Origin of the sequence: Amycolatopsis sp. MtRt-6, from assembly GCF_017308975.1 — a bacterium.
Lineage (GTDB): Bacteria > Actinomycetota > Actinomycetes > Mycobacteriales > Pseudonocardiaceae > Amycolatopsis.
In genome coordinates this window covers 154,716-168,891 of record NZ_JADWPD010000015.1, presented here as the reverse complement: position 1 = coordinate 168,891, position 14,176 = coordinate 154,716, and the positions used below count along the sequence as shown (strand labels likewise).

Here is a 14,176-nt window from a genome sequence, read left to right as displayed (position 1 = left end):
GCGGTCAGCTCGTCTGCCCGAGGGCCCGTTGCACGAGACCGGAGATGTCCAGTGCGTCGATCAGTTCTGCGTCGTCGGCGGCGGCCGGTGCGGGGACCTCCGGCTCCGGCCCGGCTTCCGCTTCGGCCAAGCCGAGCAGGGCTTCCAGGACGCCCGCCTCCTTGAACCGGGCGAACGGCACGGCCGCGAGCACCCGCCGGAGGTCGTCTTCCCGCCCGTCCAGGCCGTCGTCGGCCTCCCGGAGGAGCTCGACGCGGAGGTAGCCGACCAGCGCCTCCGGTGTCGGGTAGTCGAAGATCAGCGTCGCGGGCAGCCGCAGCCCGGTGGCCGCGTGCAGGCTGTTGCGGAGGTTGACCGCGGCCAGGGAGTCGAAGCCGACCTCCTGGAACGCCTGCCGCGGGCCGATGCCTTCGGCGCCGCTGTGGCCGAGGACCGTCGAGGCGTGCCCGCGGACCAGCTTCAGCAGGATGCGGTTCTGCTCGGCGTCCGGGACCTCGCGCAGGGAGTCCGCGAGCGACGACGCGGTGTCGCCGTCCTCGCCGTCGTCCTGCGAGGCCTGCAGGATCGCCTTCGCCTCGGGCAGGTCGGCGAACAGCGGGCTGGGCCGGACCGAGGTGAACGCGGGGATGAAGGCACCCCAGTCCATGTCGGCCACCGCCACGGCCTTTTCGTTGCCGGCGACGGCCTGCACCATCGCGGTGACCGCGAGCTGCGGCGCCATCGGGAGGACACCGCGGCGGCGCAGCTGGGCGAGGGCGGCCTCGTCCATGCCGATGCCGATCTCGTCGAGGGCGCCCCAGGCGATCGACGTCGCCTTGAGGCCGCGGGCCCGGCGCCATTCGACCAGGGCGTCGAGGACGGCGTTGGCCGCACCGGCCGGGCCCTGCCCGCCACCGCCCCAGATGCCGGCGATGGAGGAGAACACGACGAAGGCGTCGAGCGGGGTGTCCTCGAACAGCTGGTCCAGCCACACCGCGGTCGTCACCTTGGCGGTGAACACCTCGTCGAGGTCGGCCCGTCCGGTGTCGTCGACGGAGCTGGTCTGCGCGATGTCGGCGGCGTGCACCACCGCCGTGACCTCCGCGTCCGCCACCAGCCGCGCCAGGGCGTCCCGGTCGGCGCAGAACTCGACCGCGGTGCCGAGCTCGGCCAGCTCGGCCCGCAGGTCGTCGACGCCGTCGCCGGTGACGACGAGCCGTTCGGCGCCGGATCGCGCGAGCCAGACCGAGGCGTGCCGGCCGAGCCCTTCGGCACCGCCGGTGACCAGGACCGTGCCCCGCGGTTCCCACTTGCCCGTCGCGGCCTCCGGCACCGGCTTGCGGACCAGCCGCCTGCTGTAGACGCCCGAGCGCCGGACCGCGAGCTGGTCTTCCCCGCCGGCGCCGTTCAGGACGCCGAGCAGGGCCTGGGCCGTGCGCGCGTCGACCGCGGCGGGCAGGTCGACCAGGCCACCCCACCGGTCGAGGCGCTCCAGCGCGACGGCGCGGCCGAGGCCCCAGACACCGGCCTGGGCCGGTGCGGTGACGGTGTCCTGGATGCCGATGTTCACGGCGCCGGAGGTGAGGCACCACAGCGGCGCGGCGACGTTGGTGTCGCCGAGGGCCTGGACCAGCGCGAGCGTCGAGGCGGTGATCTCGGTCGCGTCCGCGGGCCCGCCGTCGAGGGCGAGCAGCGACAGCACGCCGGCGAGGTCGTTGTCCGCCACGACACCGCGCAGCCGCTCGGCCAGCTGTTCCCGTGCCGGCGCACCGATCACCAGCCGGACGAGGTCGAGCCCCTGCCCGGCCAGCTCGTCCAGGAGGGTGCCGGTGGTGCCGGCCGGGACGACGGCCAGCCAGCGCCCGCCCGGCACGCCGGTGGCTTCGCGCTCCAGGGGCTGCCAGGTGACGTGGTAGCGCAGCTTCTCCGCGGTCGAGCGCTCGCGGCGCCGGTCCCGCCACCCGGCCAGCACGGGCACGACAGTGCTGAGTGCCCCGCGCTGTTCGGGGACCAGGTCGAGCAGCTCGGCCAGGCTGTCCACATCGGACTGTTCGATCGCGGTCCAGAACTCGCCGTCCGCGCCTTCGGCGGCCTCCGCCCGCTCGGCCTCCTGCAGCCAGAAGTGCCGCCGGTCGAAGGCGTACGTCGGCAGGTCGACCCAGCCGGCCGCGGGCAGCGTCGCGGCCCAGTCCACGGCCACGCCGCGGACGTACAGCTCGGCGGCCGAGGCCAGCAGGCGCCGGAGACCGCCGTCGTCGCGGCGCAGCGACCCGGTCACCACCGCGTCGTCGCTGATTTCGCTCAGCGGCTGGGCCAGCACCGGGTGGGCGCTGATCTCGACGAACACCGTGTGTCCCCGCCCGGCCAGGTCCGCGACCGCCGGGCCGAACCGCACCTGCTGCCGCAGGTTCCGGTACCAGTAGTCCCCGTCGACGACGGCGTCGCCGAGCCACGCGCCGAGGACGGTGGAGTAGAACGGGATCACCGGCGCCTGCGCGCTGATCCCGGCCAGTGACTTGTCCAGGGTTTCGGCGACGGCCTCGACGTGCCGGGTGTGCGAGGCGTAGTCCACCGCGACCCGCCGCACCCGGACGCCGGCGCCGGCCAGCGCGTCCAGGGCCTCGTCGAGGGCCTGCGCGTCACCCGCGACGACCACCGAGGACGGGCTGTTGACCGCGGCGACCTCGACCCGGCCGGCCCACGGCGCCAGCCGCGCGAGCGCGTCTTCTTCGCTCAACGCGACCGAGGCCATGCCACCGCGTCCGGCCAGTTCCACGGCGATCGCCTGGCTGCGCAACGCGACCACCTTCGCCGCGTCGTCCAGCGACAACGCCCCGGACACGCAGGCGGCGGCGATCTCGCCCTGGGAGTGGCCCAGCACGGCGTCGGGCACGACGCCCAGGGACTCCCACACCGCGGCGAGGCCGACCATCATCGCGAAGCTGGCGGGCTGCACCACGTCGACGCGGTCCAGGGAGCCGGTGTCACCGCGCAGGACGTCGAGCAGCGACCAGCCGGTCCACTGCTCCAGCGCGGCCGCGCAGTCCTTGATCCGCTCGGCGAACACCGGCGAGGAGTCCAGCAGCTCCCGGCCCATGCCGAGCCACTGCGAGCCCTGGCCGGGGAACACCCAGACGACCTTGCCCGGCTTGCCCGCGGTCCCGGTGACGACGCCGGGCGCGTTCTCGCCGCGGGCCAGCGCCCGCAACCCATCCTGGGCCTCATCAGCCGAACTCGCGATGACGACCGCGCGTTCGTTCAGCGTCGCGCGGCTCGACACCAGGGCCCTGCCCACGCCCGCCAGGGAGACGTCCCCCTCGAGGAACGTCGCCAGCCGGCCGGCCTGGCCGGCCAGGGAAGCGGTGCTGCGCGCGGACACCACCAGCGGCACGACGGGTGCGGTCTCGTCCGCCGCGGGTTCTTCGGCGGGGCCTTCCTCGATGATCAGGTGCGCGTTCGTGCCGCTGGCGCCGAAGGAGGACACGCCGGCCCGGCGGGGACGGCCGTTGCGCGGCCACTCGCGGGCCTCGGCCAGGACCTCGATCGCGCCCGCGGACCAGTCGACCTGGCTCGTGCGCTCACCGGCGTGCAGCGTGGCAGGCATGACGCCGTTCCGCATGGCCATGACCATCTTGATCACGCCGACGACCCCGGCCGCGGCCTGCGTGTGCCCGATGTTCGACTTGAGCGAGCCGAGCCACAGCGGCGTCTCCCGGTCCTGCCCGTAAGTCGCCAGCAGGGCCTGGACCTCGATCGGGTCGCCCAGCGCCGTCCCGGTCCCGTGACCCTCGACGACGTCCACATCGGACGGGGCGAGTCCGGCCGTGGCCAGCGCGCCGCGGATCACCCGCTGCTGCGACGGGCCGTTCGGCGCGGTCAGACCGTTCGACGCGCCGTCCTGGTTGACCGCGCTGCCGCGCAGCACGGCCAGGATCCGGTGGCCGCGTTCCTGGGCCACCGAAAGCCGTTCGAGGACGACGACGCCGACGCCCTCGGACCAGCCGGTGCCGTCCGCGCCTTCCGCGTAGGCCTTGCACCGCCCGTCCGCCGACAGGCCGCGCTGGCGGGAGAACTCGAGGAAGGCGTCCGGGCTGGCCATCACGGTCGCGCCGCCGGCCAGTGCCATCGAGCACTCGCCCTGCCGCAGCGCCTGCGCCGCCAGGTGGATCGCGACCAGCGACGACGAGCACGCCGTGTCCACGGTGACCGCCGGGCCCTCGAAGCCGAACACGTAGGCCACCCGGCCGGACGCGATGCTCGAAGCCGTCCCGGTCATCGTGTAGCCCTGGACGTCTTCGGGCACTTCGCGCAGCCGTGTCACGTAGTCGTGGTGGACGATCCCGGTGAAGACGCCGACGTCGCTGCCGCGGGCGGACAGCGGGTCGACGCCCGCCCGTTCGAGGGCTTCCCAGGACGTCTCCAGCAGCAGCCGCTGCTGCGGGTCCATGGCCAGGGCTTCGCGGGGCGAGATGCCGAAGAGCCCGGCGTCGAACTGGGCCGCGTCGTGCAGGAAGCCGCCGTTGCGCGTGTAGCTCGTGCCCGGGTGGGCCGGGTCCGGGTGGTAGAGACCGTCGAGGTCCCAGCCGCGGTCGACGGGAAAGCCGGAGATGGCGTCCCGCCCTTCCGCGACGAGCTTCCACAGCTCTTCGGGGCTGTCCGCGCCGCCGGGCAGGCGGGTGCTCATGCCGACGATCGCGATGGGCTCGTCGGAGACGTCCCGCGGCACCACGACCGGCGCGGCCGGGCGCTCGCCGAGCAGTTCGGCCCGCAGGTGGGCCGCGACGGCCGCCGGGTTCGGGTAGTCGAAGATCAGCGTGCTGGGCAGCTCCACGCCGGTGAAGTCGCGCAGGCGGTTGCGGAGCTTGATCGCGCTGAGGGAGTCGAACCCGTGGTCCTTGAAGGACCGGTCGAGGTCGAACGCATCCGCGTCCCGGTGCCCGAGCACCACCGCGGCGCTCTCGCGGACCAGCTCCAGGACGTCCCGCACCGGCTCGGCCGGCTCGGCCGGCTTGGCCACGACCGGAGGCGTTTCGCCGGTGCCGACCCAGTACCGCTCGTGCTGGAACGCGTAGGTGGGCAGCACGGTCCCGACCGCCGCGCCCGGCCGGTCGAGGACGGCCGTCCAGTCCACGGCCACGCCCCGGACGTGCAGTTCGGCGAGCGCGGTCAGGACGTCGGGGACCTCCGCGCCGTTCTTGCGCAGGGTGGCGACGCAGCTCTGCTCCGAGCCACCGAGCGTGCCGAGCGCCATCGCCGCGAGGGCTCCGCCCGGGCCGAACTCGACGAACGTCGTCGCGCCCTGGGTGTGCAGCTCGGTGACGGCGTCGCTGAAGCGCACGGCGTTCCGCACCTGGCCGACCCAGTAGTCAGCGGTGTCGAGGGCCGCGATCTCCCCGGTCAGCGTCGAGACGACGGGCAGCGAACCGGTCCGGTACGTCAGGCGCTCCGCGACCGCGCGGAACTCGTCGAGCATCGGTTCCATCAGCGGCGAGTGGAAGGCGTGGCTGACGGTCAGCCGCTTCGTCTTGCGGCCGCGGCCCGCGAGTTCGGCGGCGACGGCGAGCACGGCGTCCTCGGCGCCGGAGACGACGACCGAGTCCGGGCCGTTGATCGCGGCCACGCGGACAGTGTCGCCGAGCAGGGGCGTGACCTCGGCCTCGGTCGCCTGGACGGCGACCATCGCGCCGCCCGCGGGCAGGGCCTGCATCAGCCGGCCGCGCGCGGCGACCAGTTCGCCCGCGTCGGCCAGGTCCAGCACGCCGGACACGTGCGCGGCGGCGAGTTCGCCGATCGAGTGGCCTGCCAGGAGGTCCGGCCGCACGCCCCAGGACTCGAAGAGCCGGAACAACGCGGTCTCCACGGCGAACAGCGCGCCCTGCGTGTACATCGTCTGGTCGAGCAACGCGCTCTCGCCGAACACGACTTCGCGCAGCGGACGGCCGCCCAGGTGCGCGTCCACGGCGTCGCACGCGGCCTCGAAAGCGTCGCGGAAGACGGGGAACGCCTCGGCGAGCCCGCGGCCCATGCCGGCCCACTGGCTGCCCTGACCGGTGAACAGGACGGCCAGCTTGCCGTCGACCGGCGACCCGGACACCACACCCGGGCCGAAGGTGGCGAGGTCGCCGCGGAGCTGTTCCCGGTCGGAAGCCAGGACGACGGCCCGGTGGTCGAGCTGGGCCCGGGTCGTGGCCAGGGCGTGCGCGACGTCGGGGACACGCACGTCAGTGCCGAGGAAGTCCGCGAGCCGCGCGGCCTGCCCGCGCAGTCCGGCAGCCGAACGCGCGGAGAGGAGCACCGGCACCAGGAACTCCGCGGGCTCCGGCTCCGGCTCCGGCGGCACGACCGGCTGGGGGACCTCTTCGAGGACGACGTGCGCGTTGGTGCCGCCGATGCCGAACGACGACACGCCCGCCCGGCGCGGGTGGCCGTCGACCGGCCAGGCACGGGCCTCGGTCAGCAGCTCCACCGCACCGGCCGACCAGTCCACATGGGACGACGGCCGGTCGACGTGCAGCGTCTTCGGCAGGACGCCGTGCCGCATGGCCATGACCATCTTGATCACGCCGGCGACACCCGCCGCGGCCTGCGTGTGCCCGAGGTTCGACTTCACCGAGCCGAGCCACAGCGGCCGCTCGCGATCCTGGCCGTAGGTGGCGAGCAGGGCCTCCGCCTCGATCGGGTCGCCGAGGGTGGTGCCGGTGCCGTGCGCCTCGACGGCGTCGACGTCCGATGTGGACAGCCCGGCGGCGGCCAGCGCCTTGCGGATCACGCGCTGCTGGGCCGGGCCGTTCGGGGCGGTCAGGCCGTTCGACGCGCCGTCGGAGTTGACCGCCGACCCGCGGACCACGGCCAGGACCTGGTGGCCTCGCCGCCGGGCCTCGGACAGCCGCTCGACCAGGAGCAGGCCGACGCCCTCGGACCAGCCGGTGCCGTCCGCGGCGTCGGCGAACGCCTTGCACCGGCCGTCGGGGGCCAGCCCGCGCTGCCGCGAGAACTCGACGAAGGTTTCGACGGTGCCCATCACCATCACGCCGCCGGCCAGCGCCATCGAGCACTCGCCGCGCTGCAGCGCCTGCACCGCCATGTGCAGCGCCACCAGGGAAGACGAGCACGCGGTGTCGACCGTGACGGCCGGGCCTTCGATGCCGTAGTGGTAGGCGACGCGGCCGGAGAGCACGCTCGCCGAGCCGCCGGTGAGCCGGAAGCCCTCGACGCCGGCGGCCTGGTGCATCCGCATGCTGTAGTCGTGGCTGTTGACGCCGGCGAAGACGCCGATGTCCTGCCCGGCCAGGGTGGTCGGGTCGATCGCGGCGCGCTCGAACAGCTCCCAGGACGTCTCCAGCAGCAGCCGCTGCTGCGGGTCCATGGCGAGGGCCTCGTTGGGCGAGATGCCGAAGAAGGCGGCGTCGAACCCGGCGGCGTCGTCGAGGAAGGCCCCGTGCCGGACGTACGTGGTGCCCTCGTGGTCGGGGTCTTCGTGGTAGAGCCGGTCGGTGTCCCAGCCGCGGTCGGCGGGGAACTCGGTGACCGCGTCGACGCCGTCGGCGACCAGCCGCCACAGGTCTTCCGGGCTCTGCACGCCGCCGGGGAAGCGGCACGCCATGGCGACGATCGCGATCGGCTCGTCGGCCGCCGCGGTCCCGATCTCGGCCGGTCGCGGGGTGCTCTCGCCGAAGAGCTTGGCGCGCAGGTGGTCCGCGAGCGCCGGGGGCTTCGGGTAGTCGAAGATCATCGCCGGGGACAGGGTGAGCCCGGTCGCGGCGGCGAGGCGGTTGCGCAGTTCGACCGCGGTCAGCGAGTCGAAGCCGGCGTCCTTGAAGGTCCGTCCTGAGTGGACGGATGCGCTGTCGCGGTGGCCGAGCACCTCGGCGGCGTGCCGGCGCACCAGGTCGAGCAGGGCCGCGGCCTGCTCGGTCTCGCCCAGCCCGGCGAGCCGTTCGGTCAGCGACGCGGTCTCGGCCGCTGTCCGGCGCGGCTGCGGGGCCAAGCCGCGCAGCAGCGGCGGCACCGGTCCCCCGGCCTTCGCCGTCGCCCGCAGCGCGGCGACGTCGAACTTGGCCGCCACCAGTGCGCCCCCGGTGCCGAGGGCGGCGTCCAGCAGGGCCATGCCTTCGCCGGCGGGGAGGCCGGACATCCCGATCCGCTCGTTGCGCCGCAGGTCGGCGGCACCGAGGTGTTCGGTCATGCCGCTGACGGTCGACCAGTAACCCCACGCGATCGAGACCGCGGGCAGGCCTTCACTGTTCCGCTTGTGTGCCAGGGCATCCAGCTCGGCGTTGGCCGCCGCGTACCCGGCCTGGCCGGGGTTGCCCAGCACGCCCGCGGCCGAGGAGAACAGCACGAACGCGGCGAGGTCGGCGTCCCGGGTCAGCTCGTCCAGGAGCCGGGCGGCGTCGGCCTTCGGCCGCCGCACGGTGTCCAGGCGGTCCGGGGTCAGCTCGGTGACGACGCCGTCGCCGAGCACACCGGCGGTGTGGATCACGGCGGTGAGCGGGTGCTCGGCCGGGATGGCCGCCAGGACGGCTTCGAGCTGGGCCCGGTCGGCCACGTCGCAGGCGGCGATGGTGACGGACGCGCCCAGCGCGGTCAGCTCGTCGTGGAGTTCGGGGGCTTCGCCACGGCGGCTGACCAGCACCAGGTGCCGGATGCCGTGGGTCGTGACGAGGTGCCGGGCGGTCAGCGCGCCGAGCGTGCCGGTGCCGCCGGTGATCAGGACGGTGCCCTCCGGGTCGAGCGGCCGCGGGTCCTGCGTCGGGGTCACCCGGGCCAGCCGGGGCACCGACGCGACGCCGTCGCGCACGCGCACCTGCGGTTCGCCGCTCGCCACCACGGCGGGCAGCACGGCGGGGTCGTCGAGGTCGGCCAGCACGATCCGGCCGGGGTGTTCCGACTGCGCCGAGCGCACCAGGCCCCAGATCGCGGCCGCGCCGGGCTCGGCGCAGTCCCCGGTGAGCACGGCCAGCCGGGTTTCCGCGGGGTCCGCCAGCCAGTCCTGAAGCTTGGCCAGCGTTGCCTCGACCGACGTGGCTTCGTACGGCACGGCGTCCGCGGCTTCGGCGGGCAGCGGGATTTCCGTCCACTCGACGCGGAACAGCGAGTCGGTGGTCTGCCGAGCTGCCGCGAACGGCGTGCCGCGTACCGCTTCGACGGTCAGCACGGGCTGCCCGGCCGGGTCGGTCAGCCGCAGGCCGGTCGCCGTCGGCGTCACGGTCACGGCCGTGGCCCCGGAAGCCAGCAGGGACACGCCGGTCCAGCCGGACGGCAACAGACCGTCGCCGACGACCGTGCGGACGGCGGCGTCCAGCAGCGCGGGGTGGATCCCGTAGTGGTCCACGTCCCGCAGGCCGTCGACGGTGACGTCGGTGGCGTCTCCCCATGCGGTCCCCCTGCCCGTCGCCTCGGCGGCGGCGGGAGCGAGTGTGCCGTGGGCGTGCCGCGTCCACGGGGCGTCCGCCAGGCGGGAGAAGACTTCGATCGACCGCTCGGGTGTCTCGCCGGGTTCGCCGACGAGCAGCTGGACCTCGCGGCTGCCACGTGGCGGCAGCACCACGGGCGCGTCGACGGTCAGTTCGGCGAGGAAAGGCGTGCCGGCCAGGTCGCCGAGCCGGATGGCCGCCTCGACCAGGGCCGCGTTCGGCACCAGGCCGTCCGCCGACCAGGGCTGCGCCCGGCGCGACCACTGCGCCACGGCCGTGACGCGGTCCGAACCGGGTGTGCTGACGATCGTGCCCAGGAGCGAGTCCCCGGCCGGCGCCGGTTCGAGCCAGTAGTGCCGGTGGTCGAAGGCGTAGGTCGGCAGATCGACCCACCCGGCGGCGGGCACGACCGCCGTCCAGTCCACGTCGACGCCGCGGACGAACAGCTCGCCCATCGACGTCAGCAGGCGACGCGGGCCACCGTCGTCCCGCCGGAGTGTCCCGACGACCGTGTCGGTGAGTTCGCTGATCGGCTGCACCAGCACCGGGTGCGCGCTGACCTCGACGAACACGCGGTGCCCCTGTTCGATCAGGGCTACCGCGGCCGCCCCGAACCGGACCTGGTTGCGCAGGTTCCGGTACCAGTAGCCGCCGTCCAGGACCCCGGCGTCGCGGATCCACTCGCTCGTGACGGTGGAGTAGAACGGCACGGCCGGCGCCTGCGCGTCGATCCCGGCCAGGGTCTCGGCGAGGGTGTCGCGGATGTCCTCGACGTGCCGGGTGTGCGAGGCGTAGTCCACGGCCACCCGCCGCACCCGGATTCCTTGCGCGGCAAGGCGTTCCAGCGTCCCGTCGAGAGCTTGGGCGTCTCCGGCGATCACGACCGACGCCGGCCCGTTGACCGCGGCCACCTCGACCCCGTCCGCCAGCCACTCGACGACGTCGTCCTCGCCCAGGGCGACCGACGCCATCCCGCCCCGGCCCGACAGCTCCGCCGCGATGGCCTGGCTGCGCAGGGCAACCACCTTCGCGGCGTCTTCCAGCGACAACGCCCCGGACACACAGGCGGCCGCGATCTCGCCCTGCGAGTGGCCGACAACAGCGTCCGGGCGCACGCCCACGGACTCCCACACCGCGGCCAGCCCCACCATCACCGCGAAGCACGCGGGCTGCAGCACGTCGACCCGGTCCAAGTCACCCTCGCCGCGCAGGACGTCCAGCAGCGACCAGTCGATCCACGACTCCAGCGCCGCCGCGCACTCGGCGATCCGCTCGGCGAACACCGGGGACGACTCCAGCAGCTCGCGGCCCATCCCGGCCCACTGCGTCCCCTGGCCCGGGAACACCCATACGACCTTGCCCGGCGTCGCCGAACCGGCCGGGTTCAGCGCCCGCAGCCCGGCCACTGCTTCCGCCCGCGAACCGGCCACGACGACCGCGCGTTCGTCCAGCACCGCGCGACGCGACACCAGCGCGGCCGCCACCTCGGTCAGCGAGACGTCGCCTTCGAGGAAGGACGCCAGCCGCTCGGCCTGCCCGGTCAGCGCCTCCTGGCTCCGCGCCGACACGACCAGCGGCACCACCGCGGCCTCCGGGGTGGTGACCGGCTCTTCGGCCGGCGCCTCCTCCAGGATCAGGTGCGCGTTGGTCCCGCTGACGCCGAACGACGACACCCCGGCCCGGCGCGGCCGTCCGGTCCGCGGCCACTCCCGAGCCTCGGTCAACAGCGAGACCGCCCCCGCGGACCAGTCCACCTCAAGAGTCGGTTTGTCGACATGCAACGTCCGCGGCAGCACCTCGTGCCGCAGGGCCTGCACCATCTTGATCACGCCCGCGACCCCCGCGGCCGCCTGCGCGTGGCCGATGTTCGACTTCAGCGAACCGAGCCACAACGGCTGCTCCCGCTCCTGGCCGTAGGTCGCCAGCAACGCCTGCGCCTCGATCGGGTCGCCGAGGGTCGTCCCGGTCCCGTGCGCCTCGACGACGTCCACATCGGACGGTGCCAGCCCGGCCGCGGCCAGGGCGCGGCGGATGACCCGCTGCTGGGACAGGCCGTTCGGCGCGGTGAGGCCGTTGGACGCGCCGTCCTGGTTCACCGCGCTGCCCCGCAGCACGGCCAGCACCCGGTGGCCGCGCTCCCGGGCCACCGACAGCCGCTCGAGGACGACCACGCCGACGCCTTCGGACCACCCGGTCCCGTCGGCGGCCGCCGCGAAGGCCTTGCACCGCCCGTCGGGGGCCAGCGCGCGCTGGCGGGAGAACTCCACGAACGAACCCGGCGTCGCCATCACCGTGACACCGCCGGCCAGGGCCATCGAGCATTCGCCCTGCCGCAGCGCCTGCGCGGCGAGGTGCATCGCGACCAGCGAAGACGAACACGCCGTGTCGACGGTGACCGCCGGGCCTTCGAGGCCCAGCACGTAGGACACCCGGCCCGAAGCCACGCTCGACGCGACCCCGGTGGTGACGAAACCTTCGAGTTCCGGCGAAACCGGGCCGGCCCCGTAGCCCTGGCCCATCAGGCCGGAGAACACCCCGGTGCCGGTGCCCCGCAGCGCGATCGGGTCGACCCCGGCGTTTTCCAGGGCCTCCCACGACGTCTCCAGCAGCAGCCGCTGCTGCGGGTCCATCGCGACGGCTTCACGCGGCGAAATCCCGAAGAACCCCGCGTCGAACTGGCCGGCGTCGTGCAGGAAGCCGCCCTCGCCGACGTACGACGTCCCGGGGCGCGCCCGGTCGGGGTCGATCAGGCTGTCGAGGTCCCAGCCGCGGTCGTCGGGAAAGCCGGAAACGGCGTCGGCGCCCGAGGCCACCAGCCGCCACAGCTCTTCGGGGGAAGTGACGCCGCCGGGCAGCCGGCACGCCATGCCCACGATCGCGATCGGCTCGTCCGGGTCGGCCGCCACCACCGGCTCGGCGATGTCCTGGGTGAGCCCGAGCAGCTCGGTCCGGACGCGGGCGGCCAGCGCCGCCGGCGTCGGGTGGTCGAAGACGGCGCCGGCCGGCAGCCACAACCCGGTGTGCTCGGTCAGCCGGTTGCGCAGCTCGACGATGGCCAGCGAGGTGAAGCCGAGGTCGCGAAAGGCGCGGCCGGCCGGGACCGGCTGCCCCAGCACCTCGGCGGCCAAGCCCTGGACGAGGTCTTCCAGCAGTTCCCGCTGCGCGCGTTCGTCCAAACCGGACAGTCGCGCCCGCAGCGCCGCGGCGACGGTCTCGTCGGCCTGCCGGGACTGCTCCTCGTGCTCGGCGGCGGCGTACCGCACCTCGCCGGGCTCGCCCGCCAGGAGGCCACGCCGGATCTTGCCGGACGCGGTCCGCGGGATGTGGGCGACTTCGAGGATCCGCTCCGGCACCTTGTAGGCGGACAGCTGTTCGCGGCACTTCTCGATCAGCGCGTCCGCGTCGAACCCGGACGGCCCGGGGATGACGTAGGCGACCGGCACCTCGCCGAGCGTGTCGTGCGGGGCACCGCCGACGGCCGCGTCGGCGACGCCGTCGGCCGTGCGCAGGACCGCCTCGACCTCGCCGGGGTGGATGTTCGCACCACCCCGGATGATGAGCTCCTTGATCCGGCCGCGGATGGTGAAGTAGCCGGCGTCGTCGCGGCTGGCCAGGTCGCCGGTCCGGAACCAGCCGTCGCGCATCGCGGCGGCGGTCGCCTCGGGGCTGTTGTGGTAGCCGAGCATGACGTTCGGCCCGCTGACCCAGACCTCGCCCTCCTGCCCGGCGGGCACGTCGAGCCCGGTTTCGGGATCGACGATCCGGACGCCGACGCCGGGCACGGGCCGGCCGCACGAGCCGTCGACCCGGGCGCCGTCGGGCGGGTTCATGGTGATGGCGCCGCAGGTCTCGGTGCTGCCGTAGGCGTCGATCAGCGGCACGCCGAAGGTTTCTTCGAACTCGCTGCGCAGCCCGGCGCCGAGGACCGCGCCGCCGGCCAGGCCGATCCGCAGGCTCGGCGCGGCGAACCCGCTCTGCCGGGCGGCGCGCACCAGGTGGTGGTAGGTGGTCGGCACCCCGGCGAGGAACGTCGATTCCTCGGCGCGGAGCAGCCGCATCACGTCGTCGGCGGAACTGCCGTCGGCGATCCGGACGGTGGCGCCGACGACGGTGGCCGAAAGCACGCAGGCGATGTGCGAAAGGCTGTGGAACAGCGGCAGCGGCCAGAGCACCCGGTCTTCTTCCGAAAGCCCCGGGATCGGCACGTAGCAGGAGGCGACCGACCAGAGGCCGTTGCGCTGGGTCGACAGGACGCCCTTGGGCCGGCCGGTCGTCCCCGACGTGTAGAACATCCAGGCCGGCTCGTCGAGGCCGAGGTCGTCCGCGGCGGGCTCGGCCGGTTCGGTGCCGGCGAGTTCGTCGTAGGCGTGCGCGCCCGCGGGGACGTCGTCGCCGGTCACCAGCAGCCGGACGTGCGGGGCGAACCGGAGCCGGGCCGCCTGCGCGGCGTCGGTGATGACGGCCACCGCGCCACTGTCTTCCAGCGGGTGCTGCAGCTCGGCCGTCGCCGCGCCGGGGTTGAGCGGGACGCCGGTACCGCCCGCGCGCAGGATCGCGTAGTAACTCTCCACAGTGGACACGCGGTTGCCGAGGCAGAACGCCACCCGGTCGCCGTGCCGGACACCCAGCGCGGCCAGGTGCCCGGCGAGCCGGCGCGTACGCGCCTCCAGCTCGCCGTAGGTGACCGCCCGGTGGTCGTCGGCGAAGGCGACCTTGTCGGCGAAACGGGTCGCGTTCTCCAGGAGTGCGACGTGAAGTGGCTTGATGAGATCGGTGCGCAC

The 14,176-nt window shown here is 74.3% G+C and carries 1 protein-coding gene; it reads right to left on the bottom strand.

The genetic code is table 11. From position 1 onward, the window contains the following. Positions 1–4 precede the first annotated feature (4 nt). Positions 5–14,176, bottom strand: a complete 14,172-nt coding sequence (locus tag I4Q55_RS25305; RefSeq protein WP_206791055.1) for a type I polyketide synthase — start codon at positions 14,174–14,176, stop codon at positions 5–7.